Annotated in this window: 22 protein-coding genes and 3 tRNA genes; 16 read left to right on the top strand and 9 right to left on the bottom strand. The window is 75.5% G+C overall.

Going from position 1 to position 24,276, the window contains the following annotated elements; genetic code table 11:
* The first annotated feature begins 126 nt into the window (after positions 1–126).
* The 4 genes from H7K62_RS01500 (at position 127) to H7K62_RS01485 (ending at position 5,060) form a co-directional block, all read left to right on the top strand.
* The gene (locus H7K62_RS01500) at positions 127–819 is read left to right on the top strand and encodes a demethylmenaquinone methyltransferase (protein WP_186715694.1); all 693 of its coding nucleotides are present in this window, start codon (positions 127–129) and stop codon (positions 817–819) included.
* Between the two features lie 14 nt (positions 820–833).
* Positions 834–2,117 (top strand): geranylgeranyl reductase family protein, encoded by a 1,284-nt coding sequence (locus tag H7K62_RS01495; RefSeq protein WP_186716485.1) that lies wholly within the window; start codon positions 834–836, stop codon positions 2,115–2,117.
* Positions 2,118–2,131: 14 nt separating this feature from the next.
* On the top strand, positions 2,132–3,196 hold the full coding sequence (locus H7K62_RS01490) for a polyprenyl synthetase family protein (protein ID WP_370591550.1): 1,065 nt from the start codon (positions 2,132–2,134) through the stop codon (positions 3,194–3,196).
* A 61-nt stretch (positions 3,197–3,257) separates the two neighbouring features.
* Positions 3,258–5,060, top strand: coding sequence for an alpha-glucosidase (locus H7K62_RS01485; protein WP_186715690.1), 1,803 nt, complete (start codon positions 3,258–3,260; stop codon positions 5,058–5,060).
* A 28-nt stretch (positions 5,061–5,088) separates the two neighbouring features.
* On the opposite strand, the gene H7K62_RS01480 is transcribed toward H7K62_RS01485, so the two are convergent.
* From H7K62_RS01480 to H7K62_RS01460, 5 genes are all read right to left on the bottom strand, one after another.
* A complete protein-coding gene (locus H7K62_RS01480) occupies positions 5,089–5,724 on the bottom strand; it encodes a copper resistance CopC family protein (protein ID WP_186715688.1) in 636 nt (211 codons plus the stop codon).
* 129 nt (positions 5,725–5,853) lie between these two features.
* Positions 5,854–7,914, bottom strand: a complete 2,061-nt coding sequence (locus H7K62_RS01475) for a PhoX family protein (protein ID WP_186715686.1) — start codon at positions 7,912–7,914, stop codon at positions 5,854–5,856.
* Positions 7,915–8,026: 112 nt separating this feature from the next.
* Positions 8,027–9,010: an EamA family transporter RarD gene (rarD, locus tag H7K62_RS01470; RefSeq protein WP_186715684.1), complete on the bottom strand. Its 984-nt coding sequence runs from the start codon at positions 9,008–9,010 to the stop codon at positions 8,027–8,029.
* Positions 9,007–10,128, bottom strand: coding sequence for a 2-oxoacid:ferredoxin oxidoreductase subunit beta (locus tag H7K62_RS01465; RefSeq protein ID WP_186715682.1), 1,122 nt, complete (start codon positions 10,126–10,128; stop codon positions 9,007–9,009). The genes rarD and H7K62_RS01465 overlap by 4 nt, the downstream gene beginning before the upstream one ends.
* Positions 10,125–12,113: a 2-oxoacid:acceptor oxidoreductase subunit alpha gene (locus H7K62_RS01460; protein WP_186715680.1), complete on the bottom strand. Its 1,989-nt coding sequence runs from the start codon at positions 12,111–12,113 to the stop codon at positions 10,125–10,127. The genes H7K62_RS01465 and H7K62_RS01460 overlap by 4 nt, the downstream gene beginning before the upstream one ends.
* A gap of 146 nt (positions 12,114–12,259) precedes the next feature.
* On the opposite strand from H7K62_RS01460, the gene htpX reads away from it, so the two are divergent.
* Positions 12,260–13,129, top strand: a complete 870-nt coding sequence (gene htpX / locus H7K62_RS01455; protein WP_186715678.1) for a zinc metalloprotease HtpX — start codon at positions 12,260–12,262, stop codon at positions 13,127–13,129.
* Between the two features lie 29 nt (positions 13,130–13,158).
* On the opposite strand, the gene H7K62_RS01450 is transcribed toward htpX, so the two are convergent.
* A complete protein-coding gene (locus H7K62_RS01450) occupies positions 13,159–13,998 on the bottom strand; it encodes an alpha/beta hydrolase family protein (RefSeq protein ID WP_186715676.1) in 840 nt (279 codons plus the stop codon).
* 31 nt (positions 13,999–14,029) lie between these two features.
* On the opposite strand from H7K62_RS01450, the gene H7K62_RS01445 reads away from it, so the two are divergent.
* Both H7K62_RS01445 and H7K62_RS01440 read left to right on the top strand, forming a co-directional pair.
* Positions 14,030–15,034, top strand: a complete 1,005-nt coding sequence (locus tag H7K62_RS01445; protein ID WP_186715674.1) for an ATP-binding cassette domain-containing protein — start codon at positions 14,030–14,032, stop codon at positions 15,032–15,034.
* The gene (locus H7K62_RS01440) at positions 15,031–15,825 is read left to right on the top strand and encodes a hypothetical protein (protein ID WP_186715667.1); all 795 of its coding nucleotides are present in this window, start codon (positions 15,031–15,033) and stop codon (positions 15,823–15,825) included. Before H7K62_RS01445 ends, H7K62_RS01440 begins: the two co-directional genes overlap by 4 nt.
* Before the next feature lie 49 nt (positions 15,826–15,874).
* On the opposite strand, the gene H7K62_RS01435 is transcribed toward H7K62_RS01440, so the two are convergent.
* Entirely contained in the window at positions 15,875–16,369 is a 495-nt protein-coding gene (locus tag H7K62_RS01435) for a YajQ family cyclic di-GMP-binding protein (RefSeq protein ID WP_186715665.1), read from the bottom strand.
* 118 nt (positions 16,370–16,487) lie between these two features.
* Here H7K62_RS01435 and H7K62_RS01430 point away from each other — a divergent pair.
* From H7K62_RS01430 to H7K62_RS01405, 6 genes are all read left to right on the top strand, one after another.
* Positions 16,488–16,569, top strand: a tRNA-Tyr gene (locus H7K62_RS01430).
* 59 nt (positions 16,570–16,628) lie between these two features.
* Positions 16,629–16,704 (top strand) — tRNA-Thr (locus tag H7K62_RS01425).
* Between the two features lie 38 nt (positions 16,705–16,742).
* Positions 16,743–16,816, top strand: a tRNA-Met gene (locus tag H7K62_RS01420).
* 129 nt (positions 16,817–16,945) lie between these two features.
* The gene (gene rpmG, locus H7K62_RS01415; RefSeq protein WP_109773109.1) at positions 16,946–17,116 is read left to right on the top strand and encodes a 50S ribosomal protein L33; all 171 of its coding nucleotides are present in this window, start codon (positions 16,946–16,948) and stop codon (positions 17,114–17,116) included.
* Between the two features lie 45 nt (positions 17,117–17,161).
* Positions 17,162–17,605, top strand: a complete 444-nt coding sequence (locus tag H7K62_RS01410) for an FAS1-like dehydratase domain-containing protein (protein WP_186715661.1) — start codon at positions 17,162–17,164, stop codon at positions 17,603–17,605.
* Between the two features lie 7 nt (positions 17,606–17,612).
* Positions 17,613–18,041 (top strand): MaoC/PaaZ C-terminal domain-containing protein, encoded by a 429-nt coding sequence (locus H7K62_RS01405; RefSeq protein WP_186715659.1) that lies wholly within the window; start codon positions 17,613–17,615, stop codon positions 18,039–18,041.
* Between the two features lie 12 nt (positions 18,042–18,053).
* On the opposite strand, the gene H7K62_RS01400 is transcribed toward H7K62_RS01405, so the two are convergent.
* Positions 18,054–19,211 carry a LacI family DNA-binding transcriptional regulator gene (locus tag H7K62_RS01400; RefSeq protein ID WP_186715657.1) on the bottom strand — a complete coding sequence of 386 codons (1,158 nt, stop codon included), beginning with the start codon at positions 19,209–19,211 and terminating at the stop codon, positions 18,054–18,056.
* A 77-nt stretch (positions 19,212–19,288) separates the two neighbouring features.
* Between H7K62_RS01400 and H7K62_RS01395 the strand changes: the two genes are divergently transcribed.
* Genes H7K62_RS01395 through H7K62_RS01385 form a run of 3 tightly spaced genes read left to right on the top strand, consistent with a single transcriptional unit; the run spans position 19,289 to position 22,971 of the window.
* Positions 19,289–20,626, top strand: coding sequence for an MFS transporter (locus tag H7K62_RS01395; protein WP_222436868.1), 1,338 nt, complete (start codon positions 19,289–19,291; stop codon positions 20,624–20,626).
* A gap of 9 nt (positions 20,627–20,635) precedes the next feature.
* The gene (locus tag H7K62_RS01390) at positions 20,636–21,715 is read left to right on the top strand and encodes a UDP-N-acetylmuramate dehydrogenase (RefSeq protein ID WP_186715655.1); all 1,080 of its coding nucleotides are present in this window, start codon (positions 20,636–20,638) and stop codon (positions 21,713–21,715) included.
* The gene (locus H7K62_RS01385) at positions 21,712–22,971 is read left to right on the top strand and encodes an MFS transporter (protein ID WP_370591591.1); all 1,260 of its coding nucleotides are present in this window, start codon (positions 21,712–21,714) and stop codon (positions 22,969–22,971) included. Before H7K62_RS01390 ends, H7K62_RS01385 begins: the two co-directional genes overlap by 4 nt.
* Positions 22,972–22,977: 6 nt before the next feature.
* Here H7K62_RS01385 and H7K62_RS01380 read toward each other — a convergent pair whose 3' ends face one another.
* Complete coding sequence (locus H7K62_RS01380) at positions 22,978–24,222, bottom strand: pyridoxal phosphate-dependent aminotransferase (RefSeq protein ID WP_186715653.1); 1,245 nt, start codon at positions 24,220–24,222, stop codon at positions 22,978–22,980.
* Positions 24,223–24,276: the final 54 nt, after the last annotated feature.

Here is a 24,276-nt window from a genome sequence, read left to right as displayed (position 1 = left end):
CCGCAGATCCTACGGGGGCGACCGCCCGCGACCGCTGTCCGTGATCATGGGCGGGGTGGCGGGGGTCACGCGGCGGTCGGGGGATCACGGCGAGAGCTCCGCGCGCAGGTGGGGGAGCATGGGGTCGTGACCCGCGCCGACCTCGCCAAGGCCCCCCACGAGGTGGCCGCCATGTTCGACGGCGTGGCCAGCCGCTACGACCTCACCAACACCGTGCTGAGCCTGCGGCAGGACCGGTCCTGGCGGCGCGCCGTGGTGAAGGCCCTCGACCTGCGCCCCGGCGAGCGGGTCCTCGACCTCGCCGCCGGCACCGGCACCTCCACCGAGCCGTTCGCCGCGCTCGGCGCGCGGCCGGTGGCCTGCGACTTCTCCCGCGGCATGCTCGCCGTCGGCGCCCGCCGCCGCCCCGACCTGTCGTTCGTGGCCGGTGACGCCACCCGGCTGCCCTTCGCCGACGCCTCCTTCGACGCGGTGACCATCAGCTTCGGGCTGCGCAACGTCGTGGAGCCGCAGGCGGCGCTCGCGGAGATGCTGCGGGTCACCCGCCCGGGCGGTCGCCTCGTGGTCTGCGAGTTCTCCCACCCCACGTGGGCGCCGTTCCGCACGGTCTACACCGAGTACCTCATGCGCGCGCTGCCCTCGATCGCGCGCCGGACGGCCAGCAACCCCGAGGCGTACGTCTACCTGGCCGAGTCGATCCGCGCCTGGCCCGACCAGGCCGGCCTGTCCCGCTGGGTGCAGGACGCCGGCTGGACCGGTGTGGCGTGGAAGGACCTCACCGGCGGGATCGTCGCGCTGCACCGCGCCACCCGCCCGTGACCACCACCGCGGAGATGACGACGGCGGACGTCGTCGTCGTCGGCGCCGGGCCGGCGGGCGCGTCCGCGGCGGCCCACCTGGCCGGCGCGGGCCTGGACGTCGTCGTCCTGGAGAAGGCCGCGTTCCCGCGCGACAAGGTCTGCGGCGACGGTCTCACCCCGCGCGCCGTGCGCGAGCTGGCGCACCTCGGCATCGGCGACGACGAGCAGGGCGGCTGGGCGCGCACCCGCGGCCTGCGGCTCGTCGGCGGCGGCCGCAGCTACGACATCCCCTGGCCGGACCTGGCCTCCTTCCCCGACCACGGCCTCGTGCGCACCCGCGGTGACTTCGACGAGGTGCTGGCCCGCCACGCGCAGCGCCGCGGCGCGCGGCTGCTGGAGCGGACCGCCGCGACCGCCCCCGTGCTCGACGAGCGCACCGGCCTGGTCACCGGGGTCCGCGCGAAGCCGGTCGACGAGCGCGGCCGCGCCGCCGGCCCCGAGGTGCTGCACCGGGCCAGGGTGGTGCTCGCCGCGGACGGGGTCTCCAGCCGCACCGCGGTGGCCCTCGGCCTGGAGCGGCGCCCCGACAGGCCCCTGGGCGTCGCGGCCCGCGCCTACTACCGCACCCCGCGCAGCCACGAGCCGTGGATGGAGAGCTGGCTGGAGCTGTGGTCCGGTGAGCCGCGCCGCTCCCCGCTGCTGCCCGGCTACGGCTGGATCTTCGGCCTCGGCGACGGGCGCGCCAACGTGGGCCTGGGCGTCATCGACGCCTCGCAGCCGGTCGACCTCAAGGCCGTGCTGAAGCAGTGGCTGGCCACCACCCCGGCGGAGTGGACCCTCGACGAGGACCACCTCGAAGGCCCCGTGCGCAGCGCGGCGCTGCCCATGGGGTTCAACCGCACGCCCCACGCGAAGGACGGCGTGCTGCTCCTGGGGGACGCGGGAGGCATGGTCAACCCCTTCAACGGCGAGGGCATCGAGTACGCCCTGCACTCGGGGCGGCTGGCTGCCGAGGTGGTCGCGGACGCCCTCGACGCCGAGCGCGTCCTCGGCGCGCGGGGCAGGGACCGCGCTCTGCAGGCCTACCCCGCCGCGCTGCGGGAGGAGCTGGGCGGCTACTTCGCCCTCGGCAGGGCGTTCGCGAAGCTCATCGCCCACCCGCCGGTGCTGTCGGCCGCCGTCCGGCTGGGCCTGCCGCGCCGTGCGGTCATGCACCTCGTGGTCAAGCTGCTCGCCAACCTGGCCGAGCCGACGGGCGGTGATGCGGCCGACCGCGTGGTGACCGCGCTGTCGCGCCTGGCCCCCGCGGGGAGGTGACCTAGGCTGTGACCGTGGTCAGGGGAGCGGTCTTTCCTGCGCCCCCGGAGCCTCCGCTCGCCCGGGCGCGCGGCGCTGCCGCCGTCCCCGACGTCGACGAGGCGCTCACCGCGCACGTCCTCGCCGGCCTGGACGTGGTGGAGGGCCGCCTGCGCGACGCCGTCCGCCACACCGACCGCCTGGCCGACGCGACCTCCCGCCACCTCGTCGAGGCCGGCGGCAAGCGGGTCCGGCCGATGCTCACGCTGCTCGCCTCCCACCTGGGAGACCCCGACGCCCCCGGCGTCGTGCCGGCCGCCGTCGTCGTCGAGCTGGTGCACCTCGCGAGCCTCTACCACGACGACGTCATGGACGACGCCCCGCTGCGCCGCGGCGCGCCCGCCGCGCAGGCCAAGTGGGGCAACGACGTCGCCATCCTCACCGGGGACCTGCTCTTCGCCCGCGCCTCCCGGCTCGTCGCCGACCTCGGCCCGGACGCCGTGCGCCAGCAGGCGGAGACCTTCGAGCGGCTCTGCCTGGGGCAGATGCACGAGACGGTGGGCCCGCGCCCCGACGAGGACCCGGTGGCCCACCACCTGCAGGTCCTGTCGGACAAGACCGGCTCGCTCATCGCGCTCGCGGGCCGCTTCGGCGCGCAGCTGTCCGGCGCCGGGCCCGAGGTGGTCGAGGTGATGCGCCTGTACGGCGAGCGCGTGGGCGTGGCCTTCCAGCTCGCTGACGACGTGCTCGACCTGTCGCGGTCCCTGGAGGACGCGGTCGCCGCCACCGGCAAGGCCGCGGGCACGGACCTGCGCGAGGGCGTCCCCACGCTGCCGGTGCTGCTGGCCCGCCGGGCCTCGGCCGCGGGCAGCGACGAGGCCGCCGCCCTGGTGGAGCTGCTCGACGCCGACCTGTCCAGCGACGAGGCGCTCGCGCGCGCTGTGGACGCCCTGGCGGCGTCCCCGTACGCCGCCGCCGCGCAGGAGACCGCACGAGACTGGTCGGCCTCGGCGGTCGAGGCCCTCGAGGTGCTCCCGGAGGGACCGGTGCGCGAGGCGCTCGAGTCCTTCGCGCGCAGCACCACCGAGCGCGACCGCTGACCCGGTAGGACGGGGCCGGGCGGGCTGGTCCCCCGTCCCGGCTGCCTGACAGGGTGGAGGCGTGAGCACGCCCACGTCCACGCCGCCGTCGGACCAGGCGCCCTGGTTCGCCTCGACCGTCGTCTACCAGGTCTACCCGCGCAGCTTCGCCGACTCGGACGGCGACGGCACGGGCGACCTGCCGGGCATCACGTCCAAGCTCGACCACCTCGCCGACCTCGGCGTCGGCGTCGTCTGGCTGAGCCCGGTGTACGCGTCCCCGCAGGACGACAACGGCTACGACATCAGCGACTACCAGGCCGTCGACCCCTCCTTCGGCACCCTCGCCGACATGGACGCGCTCATCGCCGCCGCGCACGAGCGCGGCATCAAGGTGGTCATGGACCTCGTGGTCAACCACACCAGCGACGAGCACGCCTGGTTCACCGAGAGCCGCTCCTCGACGGACTCCCCGAAGCGGGACTGGTACGTCTGGCGCCCGCCGCGCGAGGGGTTCGCCGCGGGTGACCCCGGCGCGGAGCCCACCAACTGGCGCTCGGCGTTCTCCGGGTCCACCTGGGAGCTCGACGAGACCACCGGCGAGTACTACCTGCACCTGTTCAGCCGCAAGCAGCCCGACCTCAACTGGGAGAACCCCGAGGTGCGCGCCGCGGTCGCCGAGATGATGCGCTGGTGGCTGGACCGCGGGGTCGACGGCTTCCGCATGGACGTCATCAACTTCATCTCCAAGCGGTACGCCGCCGACGGGTCGCTGCCCGACGGCCCGGCCTGGCCCGACGGCGGGCTGTGGGGTGACGGCGGCCCGTTCTTCATGACCGGTCCGCGCCTGCACGAGTTCCTCGCCGAGCTGCGCCGCGAGGTGTTCGGGGGCCGCGAGGGCGACTTCCTCACGGTGGGGGAGATGCCGGGCATCACCGTCGAGGACGCCGTCGAGCTCACGGACGGCGCGTCCCGCGGGGGCACCGGCGTGGTCGACATGGTCTTCCAGTTCGAGCACGTCAACCTCGACCACGGCACCGGCGGCAAGTGGGACCCGCAGCCGTTCTCCCTGCTCGACCTCAAGGCGAGCTTCGGCCGCTGGCAGGCCGGCATGGCCGAGCGCGGCTGGAACAGCCTCTACTGGGACAACCACGACCAGCCCCGCATCGTCTCGCGCTGGGGCGACGACGGCCGCTGGTGGCGCGAGAGCGCCACCGCCCTGGGCACCCTGCTGCACCTCCACCGCGGGACGCCGTACGTCTACCAGGGCGAGGAGATCGGCATGACCAACCTGCCGTTCACCTCCCCGGAGGACTACTCCGACATCGAGGCCGTCAACCACCTGCGCGAGGCCGTCGAGGGCGGCGCCGACCAGGCCGAGGTCTCACGGCTGGTGACGTCGATGGCGAGGCTCACCCGCGACAACGCGCGCTCGGGCATGCAGTGGGACGGCTCACCGCACGGCGGCTTCACCACCGGCACGCCCTGGTACCGGGTGCACGAGAACGCCTCCTGGCTGAACGTCGAGGCGCAGCGGGACGACCCCACCTCGGTGCTGTCGCACTACCGCGCGCTCATCGCGCTGCGCGCGGCCGAGCCCTGCGTCGGCTCGGGGGACTTCACGATGCTCGCCGCGACCCACCCGCACGTGTACGCCTTCACGCGCGCCACGCCGTCCACCGAGCTGCTCGTGGTGGTGGCGGTCAGCGGGCAGGAGCAGCCGCTCGACGCCGTGGCCGCCGACCTGGGCGAGGACGTCGCCGCGTGGGACGCCGCTGAGCTGGTGCTCGGCAACTGGCACGACGACGAGGGCGGTGCCCGGGCCGGCCTGGCCCCGCTGCGCCCCTGGGAGGCGCGCGTCCTGCGCCGCCGCCTCACCCCCTGACCACCCCGCCCCCCCGTGGGGGGGTGGGTCAGGAGCGGCCGGCGCGGCCGCGGGCGCGCACCAGCAGCAGGCCCAGCAGCCCACCCGCGGCACCAGCGGCGATGGTCCAGGCCCACGTGGCCCCGGACACGCCCGACCCGGCGCCGCCCTGCGCCGAGGCCGGTGCGGTGCTGGGGCTGGCCGACGCCGTGCCGGCGGGGGAGTCGGCGGCCGAGGAGGAGGTCGAGGAGGACGACGCTGAGGGCGCGCCCGAGCTGGCGGACGCGCTCGCCCCGACCCCGCCCTCGGCGACGAACACCACCCGACCCTGGATGGGGTGGCCGTCGCTGGACGTCACGCGCCAGTCCACCGTGTAGCTGCCGGCGGGCCGGTCGGGGGCGAGGCCCTGCACCACGTCGTTCCCCACCACGGTGGGCGAGCCCTGGGTGACCACGCGGCCGTCGGGAGCCGTGACCACCACCTGGGCGCCCAGCTGGAGCGGCGCCTCGCTGAAGCCGAGGGACACGGCCTCGGGGGCGTTCGTCACGGTGGTGCCGTCTCCGGGCGTGCTGCTGGTGAGGGAGTCGTGCGCCCAGGCGGCCGGGGCGCCCACGAGGGCTGAGCAGCACAGCGCCGCACCGGCGCCGAGCACGGCGAGGCCCCGGGCGGGGGAGGGGAAGGACACGGGTGCTCCAGACGGTGCGGCGGGTGTCGTCCCCCAGGCTAAGCGGCCGCCGACCGCTCCCCGTGCGTGATCACGGGCAGCCGGCCACCGGGGTGGCCGACCGCCCATGATCACGGACCGGAGGGCGGGCTACTTCCCGGTGCGGCGCACCTGCACGGTGCTCGGGCGCGGCGTGCGCTTCGAAGCGGCCGTGTACGGGAACGCCGACGCGGGCGCGTCCACCCGCGCGGTGTCGGTCTCGCCGGGGTGCTGCACGTTGACGAACACCGACCCGTCCGCGGCGTCGATCCACGGACCGCACGTCTCCGCGCCCGTGGGCACCGCGAGGAACTGCGAGACGCGTCCGCGGTCAGCGCCGGTCAGCGGCACGAAGTGCAGCGCGTCGTTGAGCTTCAGCGTGCTCGGCGCGCCGTCCGTGGAGATCCACAGTCCGGGCTGGTCCTTGTCGAACGCCACGTTGTCCGGGCACGAGATCGGCGACACCTTGTCGGCGGGGAAGCCCGAGAAGAACGTCGAGGGGTCCGCCGGGTCGCCGCAGACCAGCAGCAGCGACCAGTCGAAGCGCGTGCCCGTCGCGTCGTCGCCGGCCTCCCGCAGCTCGATGACGTGCCCGTCCTTGTTCTTCGCGCGCGGGTTGGCCGGCGCCGGGGCCGTGCGGTCGGTGTTGTTGGTGCACGCGACGTAGACGTACCCGGTGCGGGGGTCCGGCTCGACGTCCTCGGGGCGGTCCATCGGCGTGGCCCCGACCTTCGCGGCGGCGTCGCGGGTGAACACGAGCACCTCCTCGTGGCTCATCCCCGGGACGGCGGACCTCCCGTCCTTCGTCAGCGGGATCCACGTGCCGGTGCCGTCGCGGTCGGTCGCGGGGTCGCCGTCGGCCTCGAACTTCGCCACGTAGAGGTCCCCGGCGTCGAGCAGCTCGCTGCGGCCGCCCTTGCCGCCCCGGCCGACGCGCTCGCGGCTGACGAACTTGTACAGGTGCTGGCCGCGGCTGTCGTCGCCCATGTACGCGACGACGTTGCCCTTCCTCGACACGAGCGTCGTGGCGCCCTCGTGCTTGAAGCGGCCCAGGGCGGTGTGCTTGACGGGGGTGGAGCGGGGGTCGTGCGGGTCCACCTCGACGATCCAGCCGAACCTGTTGACCTCGTTCGGCTCGCGCGCGGTGTCGAAGCGGGCGTCAGCCCTGTGCCAGTAGCGGCCCTCGCTGGGCTTGCCGTCCTTGACCAGCGAGTACGTCTTCTGGTTGCGCGGGTCGCCCTGCGGGTCCCCGCGGAAGTACTGGTCGAAGTTCTCCTCGCCGGACAGCACCGTCCCCCACGGCGTCGTGCCGCCGGAGCAGTTGTTGAGCGTGCCGATGACCGCGCGGCCACCCGGGTCCGCCGCGGTCTTCACGAGGTCGGTGCCGGCGACGGGGCCGCGCAGCTCGAAGCGGGTGGACAGGCCGGTGAAGCGGCGGCCGTACCTCGAGGGCTCCACCTCCCAGAAGCCGTCCTTGCCGCGCCGCAGCTGCACCACGGACAGGCCGTGGGCGGCGATGGAGGTGCGCAGCTGCTCCGGCGTCAGGGCGGCCTCGGTGGTGAACCCCGGGACCATGAGGTTCTCGTTGGTGTACTCGTGGTTGGCCACGAGCAGGGCCTTGCCGGCGCCTCGCGGGAGGATCGCCAGGTAGTCGCAGTTGTAGCCGAACTGCTGCTCCTGGGCCTGCGCGCTCTGGCGGTCCAGGTCGAAGGCGGGGGCGCCCTGCACCACCGGGTCGCCCCAGCTGATGAGCGGCTTCCAGGCGTACCCGGCGGGCACGGTGAGCTGGTCGGTGGTGCTGGGGACGGGCGCGATGGGCGCGAACGCGAGCCCCTTCGGGCCGACCGTCGCCGCCCCCTGGCCCGGCGCTGCGGGCTTCCCCGGCGCTCCCGGCTTCCCCGGCTCACCTGCTGCGCCGGGCGCCGCCTGGGCGGGCTGCGCCGTCAGGGCACCGGTGCCCGCGGCGGCAGCCGCGACGCCGAGACCGAGCAGGAGGGCGCGCCGCGACAGCGACGCCTCCACCACGGAGGCGAACGAGGGGGACGCCGACGCGCTGCGCTCGTCCGTGAGGCAGGCGTCACCGCACTTGAAGTGGCACGTGGCGGCGGAGCGGGTGCCCCGCGTGTGGCCGGTCATCGGCAGCGGCCGCCGGTGCGACGGGGTCAGGGTCATGTCGGGCTCTCCTCGTCCAGGGGTGCTGGCTGCAGGAGACGCTCGACGCACCGACCGGACCCCCGGTGGCTCACGGGTGGCCCGGAGGTGAACGACCGACGGCCATCGGTTTTTACCCGCTCTTGACCTTCCTTGACCTCTGCGCCACCCGGGGCCGGCCCGCGCCCAGCAGGTCGGCGGTGAGGAGCACCAGCGCCACCCAGACCAGGGCGAACCCGGCCCACCGGGACGCGGGCATCGCCTCGTGGAACACCGCCACCCCGAGCACCAGCTGCATGACCGGGGTGACGTACTGCAGCAGCCCCGTGGTGGTCAGCGGCACGCGCGCGGCGCCGGCCGCGAAGAGTAGCAGCGGCACGGCCGTCACGACCCCCGTCGAGGCGAGCAGCAGCGCGTGCCACGGGGCGTCCGCGGTGAACGTCCCGGTGCCGCGCGCCTCGAGGACGACGAGCGCCACGAGGGCGACCGGCGCGAGGAGCAGGGTCTCCGCGGACAGGCTGGTGAGCGCGGACAGCCCGCGCCCGCCCGGGCCGGAGCTGCCGACCTGCTTCTTGACCAGCCCGTAGGTGCCGAAGCTCAGCGCCAGGACCAGCGAGATCCACGGCGGGCGCCCGTAGTCGACGGTGATGACGACCACGGCCAGCACGCCCACGCCGATCGCCGCCCACTGCAGCGGCCGCAGCCGCTCCCGCAGCACGAGCACCGCCAGCGCGACGGTGATGATCGGGTTGATGAAGTAGCCCAGCGACGCCTCGACCACGTGCGCGGTCTGCGTCGCGTAGATGTAGACGCCCCAGTTGACGGCGATGACGACCGCGGCGACGGCCAGCAGCGCCACCGTTCGGCCCGACCGGGCCAGCGCCAGCAGCGGCCGCCAGCGCCGCAGCGCGGTGAGCAGCAGCACGCACAGCACCGCCGTCCACAGCACCCGGTGGACCAGCACCTCCACCGAGCCGGCCGGTGCCAGCAGCGGGAAGTACAGCGGGAACAGGCCCCACAGGAGGTAGGCGGACAGCCCGAGCAGGGTGCCGCGCCCCTGGGAGGGAGCGGCACCCCGCGGTGCCTCCTGCTGCGCGGGCGGAGCCTCGCGGCTCACTCCACCGACCAGGTGTCGCTGCCGCGCAGCAGCGCTTCCAGGTCCGCGTCGCTCGCGCGCCACTGCGGCGAGCCGCCGCTGGCCTCACGGGCGGCGTCGAGCTGGGCGCGCACCTCGTCGTCGTAGGTGGGCCGGTGGTGGGCGCGGAACACGCCCACCGGCACGTGGGCCATGGTCGGCTCGTCGAGGCGGGACAGCGCGAACGCCAGGGACGGGTCCGCGGTCTCGGCGTCGTGGACGACCACCTCGCGCCCGCTCGCGCGGGCCTCGTCCAGCCCCACCACCTCCACCCCGAAGCCCGACGCCGACCGGACGACCGCCTTCTGCGCACCCTCGGCGCCGAAGACGACCTCCTGGCCGTGCTCCAGCCGCACCAGCCGGGCGACCGACTCGTCGCGGTCCTTGAGGACGTCGAAGGCGCCGTCGTTGAAGATCGGGCAGTTCTGGTAGATCTCCACCAGCGACGTGCCCCGGTGCTCGGCGGCCGCGCGCAGCACCTGCGTGAGGTGCTTGCGGTCGGAGTCGAGGGTGCGCGCCACGAAGCTCGCCTCGGCGCCGAGCGCCAGCGACACCGGGTTGAACGGCGCGTCCAGCGAGCCCGACGGGGTCGACTTGGTGACCTTCCCGACCTCGGAGGTGGGGGAGTACTGCCCCTTGGTGAGGCCGTAGATGCGGTTGTTGAACAGCAGGATCGTCATGTTGACGTTGCGCCGCATCGCGTGGATGAGGTGGTTGCCGCCGATGCTCAGCGCGTCGCCGTCGCCGGTGATGACGAACACCGACAGGTCGGGCCGGGTGGCCACCAGCCCGGTGGCGATGGCCGGGGCGCGCCCGTGGATGGAGTGCATCCCGTAGGTGTCGAGGTAGTACGGGAACCGGGAGGAGCACCCGATGCCCGAGACGAAGACGACGTTCTCCTTGCGCAGCCCCAGCTCCGGCAGGAAGCCCTGGACGGCGGCCAGCACGGCGTAGTCGCCGCAGCCGGGGCACCAGCGCACCTCGGAGCTGGAGGTGAAGTCCTTCTTGCCCAGCCGGACGCCCTCGGGGAGGGCGGGCACGCCCTCCGTCCCCGACCGCACGGAGGGCAGGCCCAGGGGGATGGACAGGGGGGTGGTCATCGGGCGTCCCTCCGGGGGGTCTCGCGCACGCGGCCGGCCACGACGTCCTCGATGGCCTCGACGATCTCGGTGGACGTGAACGGCAGTCCGCGCACCTGGTTGCAGCTGATGACGTCGACGAGGTAGCGGCCGCGCAGCAGCAGCGCCAGCTGCCCGAGGTTCATCTCGGGCACCAGCACGTGCTCGTGGGCCAGGAGCACCTCGCCGAGGTTGGCGGGCAGGGGGTTGAGGTGGCGCAGGTGCGCCTGGGCCACGCGCAGCCCGCGGCGGCGGGCCTCGCGGACGGCGGCGGTGATGGGACCCCGGGTGGAGCCCCAGCCGAGCACCAGCAGGTCGGCGTCCTCGTGGCCGTCGCCGCCAGGTCCCCCGTGGTCCACGACGACGTCGGGCACGTCGATGCCCTTCACCTTCGCCCGCCGCAGCCTGACCATCCGGTCGTGGTTGGCGGGGTCGTAGGAGATCTCACCCGTGACGTCGGCCTTCTCCAGGCCGCCGACGCGGTGCTCGAGCCCGGCGGTGCCGGGCACGGCCCACGGCCGGGCGAGCGTGTCCGGGTCGCGCAGGAACGGCCGGAACTGCGGCGTCACGCCGTCGGCGGCGGTGGAGTTGGGGTCGGTGGAGAAGTCCGGGTCCACCGCGTGCACGTCGTGCGCCGTGGGGATCTTCCACGGCTCGGAGCCGTTCGCGAGGTAGCCGTCGGACAGCAGCAGCACCGGGGTGCGGTAGCGCACGGCGATCCGCACCGCGTCCACGGCCGCGTCGAAGCAGTCCGCGGGGGTGGACGGCGCCACGACGGGCACCGGCGACTCGCCGTTGCGCCCGTACATCGCCTGCAGCAGGTCGGACTGCTCGGTCTTGGTGGGCAGGCCCGTGGAGGGCCCGCCGCGCTGGACGTCGACGATGACGAGCGGCAGCTCGAGGGCCACCGCCAGGCCGATCGTCTCGCTCTTGAGCGCCAGTCCCGGCCCGCTCGTCGTCGTCACCCCGAGCGAGCCGCCGAAGGAGGCGCCGAGCGCCATCCCCACCGCGGCGATCTCGTCCTCGGCCTGCAGCGTGGTGACGCCCAGCCGCTTGAGGCCGGACAGCACGTGGAGGATGTCGGAGGCCGGGGTGATCGGGTAGGAGCCCAGCGCCAGCGGCAGCCCGGCGCGGTGCGCCGCGGCCACGAGGCCGTACGCGAGCGCGGTGTTGCCGGTGATGTTGCGGTAGGTGCCCTTCTCGGCCGGCGCCGGCGGCACGGTGAACCGCACCGGGAACGCCTCGGTGGTCTCCCCGTACGCCCAGCCGGCGCGGAAGGCCCGCAGGTTCGCCTCGAGCACCGCGGCCCGCTTGGCGAACTTGCTGGTGAGGAACCTCTCGGTCTGCTCCGTCGGCCGCTCGTAGAGCCAGCTCAGCAGGCCGAGGGCGAACATGTTCTTGCTGCGCTCGGCGTCCTTGCGGCTCAGGCCGAGGTCCTTGAGGGCCTCCACGGTCATGGACTGCATGGGCAGCGCGTGCACGCGGTAGCCCTCGAGGCTGCCGTCCTCCAGCGGTGACGTCCCGTACCCGACCTTGGCCAGGTTGCGGGCGGTGAAGTCGTCGGTGTCGATGATGAGCGTGCCGCCGGCCCGGACGTCGTGGACGTTGGCGCGCAGGGCCGCCGGGTTCATCGCCACCAGCACGTCCGGGGCGTCTCCGGGGGTGGTGACGTCGTGGTCGGCGAAGTGCAGCTGGAAGCTCGAGACGCCCGGCAGGGTGCCGGCGGGAGCCCGGATCTCGGCGGGGAAGTTGGGCAGCGTGGCCAGGTCGTTCCCCAGGGAGGCGGTCTCCGCCGTGAACCGGTCCCCGGTGAGCTGCATGCCGTCGCCGGAGTCCCCGGCGAAGCGGATGACCACCCGGTCGAGCACCTCCACCCGCTTGCCCTGGCGCTCACCCGGCGCGGGCGTGGGAGGAGTCGACGGGGAGGGCGTCTCCCCTGCGGTGTCGGATCCGGTGCTCACGTGCATCGATGCTACGGCTGCCCGCCGCGCGCGCCCTGTGCTGGGAAGGTCCTGTGAGGCGTCGCACGGGTGGCGGTGCGCGGGAACGCGGTGGCAGCACCGGGCGTTGCAGGTAAAGAACGAGTCAAGGACGAGGTGCGAGAGAGGACCCCATGCCCCACGGGCACTTCAACGGCGTCAAGACGGCGGTGCTGTTCGGCCTGCTCGGCGGCGTCGTCCTGCTGGCCAGCTGGCTGCTGTTCGGCCAGAGCACCGGAGCGCTGACCGTCGGCCTGCTCATCGCGCTGGTCGTCAACGGCATCGCCTACTGGACCTCCGGCTCCGTGGCCGTGCGCGCCATGCGCGCGCGCCCGGTCACCGAGGCGGAGCAGCCGGCCATGCACCGGATCGTCCGCGAGCTCTCCGCCCGCGCCGGCCAGCCCATGCCGCAGCTGTACGTCTCCCCGACGTCCGCCCCCAACGCGTTCGCCACCGGCCGCAACCCCAAGAACGCCAAGGTGTGCGCCACGCAGGGCATCCTCGACATCCTCGACGAGCGCGAGCTGCGCGGCGTGCTCGGCCACGAGCTCATGCACGTCTACAACCGCGACATCCTCACCAGCTCCATCGCCGCCGCCATGGCCTCGGTCATCACCTACCTGGCCTACGCCGCGATGTTCTTCGGCGGCAGCCGCGACGAGCGCTCCAACCCGGTGGCCGGGATGCTCATCCTCTTCCTCGGCCCGCTCGCGGCCGGCGTGGTGCAGATGGCCATCAGCCGCACCCGCGAGTACGACGCCGACGAGGACGGCGCCCAGCTCACGGGCGACCCGCTCGCGCTGGCCTCGGCGCTGCGCAAGCTGGAGCAGGGCACGCAGGTCCGGCCCCTGGCCCCCGAGCGCCAGGTGCAGAACAGCGCCCACCTGTTCATCGCCAACCCGTTCCGCGCGCAGGACGTCTCCAAGCTGTTCAGCACCCACCCCCCGATGGCCGAGCGCATCGCCCGCCTCGAGGAGATGGCCTACGGCTACCGGGCCCGCTGACCCCGGCTCGGCCCCCGGCTGACCGCGCGTCAGGCCGGCAGCACGCGCTCGAGGAAGGCCAGCGCCCGCCCCCACACGGCGCTCGCGGGGTCGAGGTGCTCGCCGTGGCCCTCCCCGGGCACGACGACGAGCTCGGCGTCCTCGTCCCCGCTGCCGCGGGCCGCCTCGACCAGCGACGCCGACAGCGACGGCGGGACGACGTCGTCGGCGTCCCCGACCACCGCGAGCAGCGGCACCCCCAGCGGCACGCGGCGGACCGGGTCCGCGTCGGCCCAGAGGGCGGGGAGCTCCGCCGAGGAGCCGCCCAGGAGGGCCGCCGCGGCGCCGCCACCCAGGTGCAGGTGCTCGGCCAGCTGGAGGTCCACCACGCCCGCCTGCGCCACCACCGCCGCCGGCCGCAGCGGCGCGGGCCCGGAGCCGGCGCGGCGGGTCGCGGCCCAGGTGACCAGGTGGCCGCCGGCGGAGTGGCCGACCAGCGCCACCGGGGCACCGGCGAGGCCGTGGCGCGCCAGCGCAGCGGGCAGCGCGTCGAGCGCCTCGCCCACGTCGTCGGCCGTGCGCGGCCAGCCGCCGCCGTCGCCCACCGCGCGGTAGTCGACGTTCCACACCGCCCAGCCGCGCGCGAGGAGGTCGGCGGCCACGGCCCTCTCCAGCGACCGGTCGTAGCCGGCCTTCCAGAAGCCGCCGTGCACGAGCGCGGCGACCCGGCTCGCCGGGGGGCCCGGGGGCAGGTGCAGGTCGCAGACCTGGGCGGGGTGGGTGCCGTAGCGGACCACCTCGACCGGCGGCGGGAGCGCCTCGCCGGGTGAGCCTCCCGCCCCCTGCGACGGCGACGCGCCGGAGCGCTGCTGTGCTGGTGAATCGGCCACGTGGGACCCCCTCCTGTGCGACTCTCGAGCGGTGATCGAGGCCCTCGCGCTGAGCAAGCGCCACGGCAGCCGCCTCGCCGTCGACGACCTGTCCTTCACCGTGCCCGACGGAGCCGTCACCGGCCTCCTGGGACCCGCCGGGGCGGGCAAGACGACGGTCCTGCGGCTCGCCGTCGGGCTGGACCGCGGCAGCGGCCTCGTCCTCTTCGACGGCGTCCCGTTCGCGGCGCTGCCCCGCCCGGCGCACGCCGTCGGGGTGGCGCTGGACGCGCGCGCCGTGCACCCCGGCCGCACCGCCGGCGGCCACCTGAGGGCGCTGGCCGCCGGGGCCGGCGTGCCCCGCCGCCGCGTCGGCGAGGTCCTCGAGCGCGTGGGCCTCGTGGGGGCGCAGGGGCTGCGCCCCGCGGCCTTCCGCCGCGGCGCCGCGCAGCGCCTGGCCGTGGCGGGCGCCCTCCTGGGGCGCCCTCGTGCGCTCCTCCTGGACGACCCCTTCGCCGGGCTCGACGACGACGACCGCGGGTGGCTGCAGCAGCTGGTCCGGCGCCACGCCGAGGCCGGCGGCAGCGTGCTGCTCGCCGCGACGCGCGCCGCTGACGTCCTCGGCTGCGCGGACGCGCTCGTGGTGCTGCGCCGCGGCCGCCTCGCCGCCCGCGGACCGGCCGCCGAGCTGCTGGCCGGTGCCGGTAGCTCCGTCCTCGTGCGGGCCAGCGACCCCGGGCTGCTCGCGGCCGCCGTGCTGCGCTGGGGCGGCTCGGTCGACCCGCTGCCCGACGGCGCCCTGGTGGTCAGCGGGCTGGACATGGCGGCCGTCGGCGAGGTGGCGCGCGCGGAGGGGGTGGCGCTCCACGAGCTCTCCCTGCGCGGAGCCGACCTCGACGCCGCCCTGCAGTCCCTCGAGCTGCCCGAGACCGCGCTGGTCGGCACCCGGCGCGGTCCCGGCAGGACCGCTCAGCCCTCCCAGCCCGCGCTCGACGCGCAGCCCGTCCCCGACGCCGCGCCGCCCGCAGCCCCCGGGGCACCGGCGGTGACCGCATGAGCCCGTTCGCCGCCCTCGCGGCCGCCCTGCGGCTCGAGGCGGTGCGCCTGCGCACCGTCCGCTCCACCGCCGTCCTGCTCGTCGCCGCCGTGGCGGCGGGCGCCGCGGGCGCCGCCGCGCTCTGCGCGCTCGACCAGCGCACCGACCTCGGGCGCGGGGGACTGCTGGACGCCCTCACCGGGGGGAGCGCCTCGGGGCTGTCGGTCGTGGGGGCCCTCGCCGCCCTCGCCGGCGCCCTCGTGGTGGCCGCAGACGCGCGTCACGGCGCCGAGAGGTCCGCGCTGGTGGTCGTGCCGCGTCGCGGCGCGCTCCTGGCGGCCCGGGTGCTGGTGGTGACGGCCTGGTCCGCCGTCCTCGCCGTCACCGCGCTCGTGGCGGCAGCGGTCCTGGTGCTCCTCTGGCCGGGTCAGGAGCTGGTGGCGCAGGCGCCGCGACCTGTCGTCCTGGCCCTCCCGCTGCTCGGCTACGCCGCGGTCGTGGTGCTGCAGGGACTGGCCGGCATGGCGCTGGCGTCGCTGCTGCGCAGCGCGGTCGTCGCGGTGGCCGCCGTGGTGGCCTGGCCGCTCGTGGCCGAGCCGGTCCTCGGCCTGGTGGTGCCGCGGTCGGGCTGGGGCGCGGTCGTGGACCAGCTCCTCCCCGCCGCGGCGGCCTCCCGACTGGTGGCCGTCCCCCCGGTGGCGGCTGGTCCCGCCTGGGCCGTCGGCACCGTGGTGGCCGGCGCGGCGCTCGCCGCCGCCGTCGGTGCGCTCGTGCTGGCGGTCGCCGCGCGCGGGGCGCGCGGCGACGCCTGAGCCGCACCGGCAGCGGGCCGGGTCGTCAGCCGGGCCGCCAGCCGGGTCGTCAGCGGTAGTTGACGAACTGCAGGGCGACGTCGAGGTCGGCGCCCTTGAGGAGTGCGATGACCGCCTGGAGGTCGTCACGGCTCTTCGCCGAGACGCGCAGCTCGTCCCCGGTCACCTGCGTCTTGACGCCCTTGGGGCCCTCGTCCCGGACGATCTTGCCGATCTTCTTGGCGTCCTCCTGGCTCAGCCCCTCCTTGAGGGTGGCGTCGAGCCGGTACTCCTTGCCGGAGACGCGGGGCTCTCCGGCGTCGAGCGCCTTGAGGGACACGCCGCGCTTGATGAGCTTGGTCTGCAGCACGTCCAGGACGGCCTTGACGCGCTCCTCGCTGTTGGCGCTCATGGCGATCACCTCGGTGCCGCTCCAGTCCACCGAGGCGCCGGTGCCCTTGAAGTCGTAGCGCTGGGCGATCTCCTTGGCCGCCTGGTTCAGCGCGTTGTCGACCTCCTGGCGGTCGATCTTGCTGACGACGTCGAACGACGACTCGCTGGCCACGGGGGTGCCTCCTGCGGGCTTGCTCGTGCTGGTCGGTGGGGTCCACGCGCGCGGGGGCGCGCCCCGCGGAGGGGACTGCACCGCACCCGGCGGAGGGCTTGCTATCGTAGGCAGCCGCGGCAGGTTGCCCGAGCGGCCAATGGGAGCTGACTGTAAATCAGCCGGCAATGCCTTCGCAGGTTCGAATCCTGCACCTGCCACGCGAGTCCGCGGGTCTGCGCGGTCCTCCCCCGGAGGCCGTGTAGGCTCGCGGTCGCCGGCCCCGATAGCTCAGTCGGCAGAGCGTCTCCATGGTAAGGAGAAGGTCTAGGGTTCGATTCCCTATCGGGGCTCCACGGCTGGTCAGCGGCGAGAGCAGCGGGCCAGCCCCCCTGGCGGGGTAGCTCAGTCGGCGAGAGCGCACGACTCATAATCGTGAGGTCGAGGGTTCGAGTCCCTCTCCCGCTACGCGCAGCACGTCGCCCCCGGGGGCCGACTGGTCCAGACCAGTCCTGGCGCCGCGTAGACTGCTGCGCCGAACCCGTGCCGCCGCACCCGATGCGGACGGCTGTCGAAGATGTGAGAGGACGGCCTGCCGTGGCCAGCAAGTCGACCGACGTCCGGCCGAAGATCACGCTCGCGTGCACCGAGTGCAAGGAGCGGAACTACATCACCAAGAAGAACCGGCGCAACGACCCGGACCGCCTGGAGATGAAGAAGTTCTGCCCGCGCGACGGCCGCCACACCACCCACCGCGAGACCCGCTGACGCTGACCGGCCGCACCCCGGTGCTGCCCGGCTGACGCGATCGCCGTGCCGAACCCCGCCGACCAGGTCGGCCGCACGTGGCCGCCCGGAGACACCTACGAGGTGACCCGGGCGGCCATCGCTGCGTTCGCCGAGGCCACGGGGGCCACGCACCCCGCCCACGTCGACGTCGACGCCGCCAGGGCCCTCGGCCACGCGGACGTGGTCGCCCCGCCGACCTTCCTGGTCGGCCTCGCCCAGTCCAGCGACGCCCGCTTCGTGGAGGACCCGGCCTCCGGCGTCGACTTCTCCCGCGTCGTGCACGGCGAGCAGCGGTTCACGCACCACCGCCCGGCCGTCGCCGGAGACCGCCTGGTGGCGGCGCTGACCGTGGAGTCCGTCCGCCGCATGGCCGGCAACGACCTGGTGACCACGCGCAACGAGATCACCACCGTCGACGGAGAGCCGGTCTGCACGTCCACGTCCATGCTCGTCGTGCGGGGGGAGTGAGGGGCCGGTGAGCGCACCGAAGCTCTCCGAGGTGTCCGTGGGGGACGTCGTCGGCTCCACGACCGTCCACCTGACGCGCGCGGACCTGCTCCGCTACGCGGACGCCAGCGGCGACCACAACCCCATCCACGCCTCCGACGAGGTGGCGCGCTCCGTGGGCCTGCCGGGCGTGATCGCCCACGGGATGCTGACCATGGGTGCCGCCGTCCGCGTCGTCGTCGACTGGGCGGGAGACCCGGGGGCCGTCGTCGACTACGGCACGCGCTTCACCGGGCAGGTCCCCGTGGACGCCGAGGCCGGAGCCGACCTCGAGGTGACCGCGTCGGTGGGCGCCGTGGACGCCGAGGCCGGCACCGCCAGGGTCGACATCGCCGCGACCTGCGGCGGTACCCGCGTGCTCGGTCGCGCCCGCGCCGTGGTCCGCCTGCCCGCCTGAGCGCGGACGAGGTCAGCGCGGGGCGGGGCCCGTCGTCGTCCCCACCACCAGCTCCACCGGCAGCTGCACCGGGTCCGGCGTGCCGCCGGACAGGAGATCGGCCACCATCTGCCCGGCCCGCCGGCCCCGCTCCGCCGCGGGCTGCCTGACGGTGGTCAGCCGGTCCTCGCCCAGCCACGGCGTCTCCACGCCGTCGTACCCCGTCACGGACAGGTCCCCCGGGACCCCCAGGCCCAGGGCCCGAGCGGCCTGGACCACGCCGACGGCCAGCAGGTCCGACTGCGCGACGACGGCGGTCGGGCGGCGGTGGGCCGGCAGCAGCGCGCCGCCGTCGTCGCAGAGGAGGGCCCGCGCCGCGGCCTCACCCTCCTCCCGGGAGTTCGTGGCCGCCTCCCAGGCGGGCAGCGCGGGTGCGCCGGCGCCGCGCAGGACGTCCTCGGTGCCCGCCAGGCGCTCCCAGGCGTCGTTGTAGCCGCGCGAGCCCCGGCGGGAGCCCTCCAGCCAGCCCCGCCGGCGGTGGGGGCCCCACGGCAGCGCCACCACGGCCGCAGCCGCGTGCCCGAGGCCGTCCAGGTGCTGCGCCACCTGCCGGGCCGCTCCGCGGTTGTCGAGGTCGACCAGGTGCACGCCGTCCCGGTAGGGGCCCTCGACGCCCACCACCGGCACCCGCCGGCGCAGCAGGAGGTCCAGCGCGGGGTCGTCGTCGCCGCCGCAGGTCGCGAAGACGACGGCGTCCAGCGGGGTCTGCTCGACCACGGCGAGGCGCGCCGGGTCGTCCTCGACGCCGCCGATGAGCAGCAGGCCCGCGCCGAGGGCCCCGACCTCGTCGGCCAGGGCGTCCAGCTGCACGACGGCCAGCGGGTCGGCGAAGGCGTAGCCCAGGCGGTCTCCCACGACGACGCCGACCACGCGCGAGCGCCCGCGCCTCAGCGAGCGCGCCAGCGGGTCCGGCCCGGCGTAGCCGAGCTCGGTGGCGGCGGCGGCCACGCGCTGGCGCGTCGCGGGCGCCACACGGGCGTCTCCTGAGAAGGCCAGCGACGCCGTCGAGGTGGACACGCCGGCGCGCGCCGCCACCTGCTTGAGGGTGGGGCGCGCCCGGCGACCGCTGGTGCGGTCCGCCGCGACCGCCTCGTCGGGCGCGCCCGCGCCGCCTTGACCTGCCTCCCGCACGGTGCGAGCCTAGTCATCGAATCGATTCGATCCTGGGCGGGACGCGACGTCGCCGGCCCCCTGCGCTGGAGCCCCCCGTGTCCACCACCCCCTCGGCCGCCGGCGTCGGCGCCGGGCCCACCCGCCGCGGCGCGCCGCCCGCTCCCGTCCGTGCCGCGCGCACCGCCGTCTTCGTCGTCTTCGCCCTCAACGGCATCGCCTTCGCCACCTGGGCCTCCCGGCTGCCGACCACCCGTGACGACCTCGGGCTGTCCCAGGCCCAGCTCGGCCTGCTCCTGCTCTGCATCGCCGTCGGCTCGGTCACCGCGCTGCCCACCGCGGGACCCCTGGCCGCCCGCATCGGCACCACGCGCCTGGTGCGGCTCGCCACGGTCCTCGGGCTGGGCGGGCTGGCGTGGGCCTCGTTCGCCGCGTCCGCCCTGCACTCGGTGCCGCTCACGGTGGTGGGCATGGTCTTCATGGGCGTCGGGATCGGCGCCTGGGACGTGGGCATGAACCTCGAGGGCGCCCTGGTCGAGCAGCACCTCGGGCGCGCGATCATGCCGGCCTTCCACGCCGGCTTCAGCGGGGGCACGGTGCTGTCGGCGGGGGTCGGCGCGCTCATGGCCTGGGGCGGCGTGCCGGTCTGGGTGCACGCGGCAGGCGTCGTCGTGGTCTCGCTGGCCCTCCTGTGGTGGTCCAGCGGCCGGTTCCTGCCCGAGGACGGGCCGGCTCCGGGAGCCGCCGGAGCGGAGCACGCCGCCTCCGCGGCCCAGGGCACCACCGCCGATCCCGCGGTGACCGCCGGCGAGCCGGGGCGGCTGAGCGCGCTGGGCGCCTGGCGCGAGCCGCGCACGCTGCTCATCGGCGTCCTCGTGCTCTCCGCCGCCTTCACCGAGGGCACCGCCAACGACTGGATGGCCATCGCCCTCGTCGACGGCTACGGCGCGTCCGCCGCCGTCGGCGCCGTCGGCTTCGCGGTCTTCCTCGCCGCCATGACCGCGGCCCGCCTGGCCGGCCAGTGGGCCCTGGACCGCTGGGGCCGTGTGCCCGTCCTGCGCGCGACCACCGGCCTCGGAGCCACCGGGGCGCTGCTGGTGGTGTTCGGCGAGTGGCTGCCGCTCGCCCTGGTCGGCGCGGTCCTGTGGGGCGCCGGGGCCGCGCTCGGGTTCCCGGTAGGCATCAGCGCCGCCGCTGACGACCCGCGCAGCGCCGCCGTCCGGGTCAGCGTGGTCACCACCATCGGCTACACCGCCTTCCTGGCGGGCCCGCCCCTGCTCGGGTTCCTCGGCCAGCACGTGGGCGTCCTCGACGCGCTGCTCGTCGTGGCCCTCGTGGCGGTGCCCTCGCTCCTGGTCAGCCGCGTGGCGCGCCCGGCGGCCGGCCCCCAGCCCGCCGGGCACGAGCGCCGCGACGCCGCAGCGGGCACCGCCTAGCCTGCTGCGGTGACCTCCACCGCCGGGGAGCAGGGCTCCGCGCCCGGTCCCGTCCGCCTCGCCGACCTCACCACCCTGCGCGTCGGGGGGCCGGCGGCCCGCACGGTCGTCGCGACCACCCGCCGGCAGGTCGTGGACGCCGTCAGCGCCGCCGACGCCGCGGGGGAGCCCGTGCTCGTCGTCGGGGGCGGCTCCAACCTCGTCGTCGGGGACGACGGCTTCGACGGCACCGTCGTCGTCGTCCGCACCACGGGCGTGGAGCTCGAGTCGGGGGACTGGTGCGGGGGGGCCTTCCTCCACGTCGACGCCGGGGAGGACTGGGACGCCCTCGTGGCCCGCGCCGTGGCCAGCGGCTGGTCCGGCGTGGAGTGCCTGTCCGGCATCCCCGGCACTGTCGGCGCGACTCCGGTGCAGAACGTCGGGGCCTACGGCCAGCAGCTGTCGGACGTGCTCGCCAGCGTGCAGACGTGGGACCGCAAGGACGGACGGCTGCGCACCATCCCCGCCTCGAACTGCCGCCTGCGCTACCGCGACTCGCTCTTCAAGGACGAGCCCGGTCGGTACGTCATCCTCGACGTCGTCCTGCAGCTGCCCGTCAACGACCTCGCCGCCCCGGTGCGGTACGCCGAGCTCGCCGAGCGGCTGGGGACCGGCCCGGGGGAGCGGCGTCCGCTCGCCGAGGTCCGGGAGGCGGTGCTCGCGCTGCGGCGGCGCAAGGGCATGGTGCTCGACGAGGCCGACCACGACACCTGGTCCACGGGCTCCTTCTTCACCAACCCGCTGCTCTCCGCCGAGCGGGCGGACGCCCTCCCGCCGGACGCACCGCGCCACCCCGACCCGGCCAGCGGCCTGGTGAAGACCTCGGCCGCCTGGCTCGTGGAGCGGGCGGGCTTCGGGCGCGGGTACGGGCTGGACCCGGTCGCTCCCCGGGCCTCGCTGTCCACCAAGCACACCCTGGCGGTCACCAACCGCGGGGGCGCCAGCGCCGCGGACGTGCTCGCGGTGGCGCGCGCCGTCCGCGACGGCGTCCGGGAGCGCTTCGGCGTGGAGCTCGCGCCGGAGCCCGAGCTCGTCGGCTGCTCCCTCTGAGCTCCCAGGGGCCCCGGACCGGGGCGGACGGCGTCGCGGCGGCTTCCGGGGGGCGTCCCTGGCGACTCGTCGCGCCCGCGCTGCTGGCGTGCGCCTGGGGCGGCAACCACTTCACGCCGCTGCTGCTGCTCTACCGACAGGTGGAGGGCTACTCCGCCGTGGTGGTGGACCTGTTCTTCGGCTTCTACGTGGTGGGGCTCGTTCCCGGCTTCCTCCTGGCCGGGCCGCTGTCGGACCTCGTCGGGCGCAAGCGGCCCACGGTGGTGGCGGTGGTGCTCGGCATGGCTGCCAGCGCGGTGCTGGCCGTGGGCTCCGGCGGGGTGGTCCTCATGTGCGCCGGGCGGTTCCTGGCCGGCCTGAGCGTGGCGGCGGCCATGGTGGTGGGCACGTCGTGGGTCAAGGAGCTGTCGGCCGAGCCCTTCGAGGACGGCGCGGACCCCGCCCGCCGGGCCCGGCGGGCGGCACTGGTGCTCACCGCGGGCTTCGGGCTCGGCGCCGGGGTCTCCGGGGCGCTCGCGCAGTGGGGGCCCGTCCCGACCGTGCTCCCCTACGCGGTGCAGTCGACGCTGGCGCTGCTGTCCCTGGTGCCCCTCCTGCGGGCGCCGGAGACGCGTCCGGCACGCGCGCGCGCGGCGGGGGGCCGCCCGTCGCCGTCCGGGCTGCTGGCGGACCTGCGCGTGCCCCCGCGGGCCCGGGCCCGCTTCCTGGGGGTGGTCCTGCCGGCGGCCCCCTGGGTGTTCGGCGCGGCCGCCCTCGCCTACGCCGTGACGCCGGCGCTCGTCGCCGGACGGACGGGTGGGCTGGCCATCGCGACCGCGGCGCTGCTGTGCGTGGTGGGCCTGGCGCTCGGCGCGCTCGTGCAGCCCTGGGTGCCGCGGCTCGGCACCCTCACCGGCGGCAGGCAGCTGCTCGTGGGGCTCGCGGCCGCGCTGGTCGGCGCGCTGCTGACCGCCCTCGTCGCTGCGTCGCCGTCGGTGCCGCTCGCGCTGCTGGCCGCGGCGGTGCTGGGCCTCGCGTACGGCGTGGTGCTGGTGGCCGGGCTCGTGGAGGTGCAGGCGATGGCGACCTCCCGCGACCTCGGCGCCCTCACCGGCTGGTACTACAGCGCCACCTACCTGGGGTTCCTGCTGCCCGAGGCGCTCTCGCTGGCGGCGGGAGCGGCGCCCGCCGCGGTGCTCCTGCTCGGCGTCGCGGGTCTGGTGGTCCTCAGCGCGGTGGCGGTGGCGGCGGGCCTGCGCAGGCCCGCCGCCGGGTGAGCGCGGTCAGCGGGCCTCGCCCAGCACCCTCTGGATGCGGCTGACGCCCTCCACCAGGTCCTCGTCGCCGAGCGCGTACGACAGCCGCAGGTACCCGCTCGGGCCGAAGGCCTCGCCCGGGACGACCGCCACCTCGGCCTCCTCCAGCAGCAGGGTGGCCAGCTCGGCGCTGGTGGTGGGCACGCGACCGCGGATGGAGCGCCCGAGCAGGCCCTTCACCGACGGGTAGGCGTAGAAGGCCCCGCGCGGGGTGGGGCAGTCGACGCCGTCGATCGCCGACAGCATCTCCACCATCGTGCGGCGCCGCCGGTCGAAGGCCTCGCGCATCGTCGCGACGGCGTCCAGGGACCCCGTCAGCGCCGCGACCGCCGCGCGCTGGGACACGTCGGCGACGTTGCTGGTCAGGTGGCTCTGCAGGTTGGTCCCGGCCTTCACCACGTCGCGCGGGCCGATGAGCCACCCCACGCGCCAGCCGGTCATGGCGTAGGTCTTGGCCACGCCGTTGAGGACCAGCGTGGTGTCGGCGAGCTCGGGGACCACGACGGGCAGCGACGGCGCCGTGGCGCCGTCGTAGAGGAGGTGCTCGTAGATCTCGTCGGTGACCACCCACACGCCGTGCTCCAGCGCCCACTCGCCGATGGCGCGGACCTGCGCCTCGTCGTAGACCGCGCCGGTCGGGTTGGACGGCGAGCAGAACAGCAGGACCTTGGTGCGGGGCGTGCGCGCGGCCTCGAGCTGCTCCACGGTGACGAGGTAGCCCTGGTCCTCCCCGGCGAAGACCTCCACCGGCACCCCGCCCGCCAGGCGGACGGCCTCGGGGTAGGTGGTCCAGTAGGGCGCCGGGAGGATCACCTCGTCGCCGGGGTCGCACAGCGCGGCGAACGCGGTGTACACGGCCTGCTTGCCGCCGTTCGTCACGAGCACCTGCTCCGGGGCCACCTCGTAGCCGGAGTCGCGCCGGGTCTTCGCGACCACGGCGGCCTTCATCTCCGGCAGGCCGCCGGCCGGCGTGTAGCGGTGGTTCCGCGGGTCGCGGCACGCCGCGGCGGCCACCTCGACGACGTCGGCCGGGGTGGGGAAGTCGGGCTCACCCGCGCCGAAGCCGATGACGGGTCGCCCCTGCGCCTTGAGCGCCTTGGCCTTGGCGTCCACGGCGAGCGTGGCCGACTCCGCGATGGCGGAGAGGCGGGCGGAGACGCGGCGCTGCGGGCCGGTCGGCTGGGCTGGCTGGGTGGCGGAGGCGGCGCTCACAGCAGCGATCCTCTCGCAGGAGTCCGTGCTCGGTCACACCCACCCTTGACGAAA

Source organism: Quadrisphaera sp. RL12-1S, assembly GCF_014270065.1.
Lineage (GTDB): Bacteria > Actinomycetota > Actinomycetes > Actinomycetales > Quadrisphaeraceae > Quadrisphaera.
Note: the sequence above shows the minus strand (reverse complement) of the source record. Positions and strands in the feature narration are given on the sequence as shown.

What these genes read in the sequence shown, in the direction of transcription:
- H7K62_RS01440 (WP_186715667.1), top strand. Translation starts at nt 15,031, where the DNA reads ATGAGCCCGTTCGCCGCCCTCGCGGCCGCCCTGCGGCTCGAGGCGGTG.
- H7K62_RS01495 (WP_186716485.1), top strand. Translation starts at nt 834, where the DNA reads ATGACGACGGCGGACGTCGTCGTCGTCGGCGCCGGGCCGGCGGGCGCG.
- htpX (WP_186715678.1), top strand. Translation starts at nt 12,260, where the DNA reads ATGCCCCACGGGCACTTCAACGGCGTCAAGACGGCGGTGCTGTTCGGC.
- H7K62_RS01465 (WP_186715682.1), bottom strand. Translation starts at nt 10,128, where the DNA reads ATGACCACCCCCCTGTCCATCCCCCTGGGCCTGCCCTCCGTGCGGTCG.
- H7K62_RS01460 (WP_186715680.1), bottom strand. Translation starts at nt 12,113, where the DNA reads ATGCACGTGAGCACCGGATCCGACACCGCAGGGGAGACGCCCTCCCCG.
- H7K62_RS01475 (WP_186715686.1), bottom strand. Translation starts at nt 7,914, where the DNA reads ATGACCCTGACCCCGTCGCACCGGCGGCCGCTGCCGATGACCGGCCAC.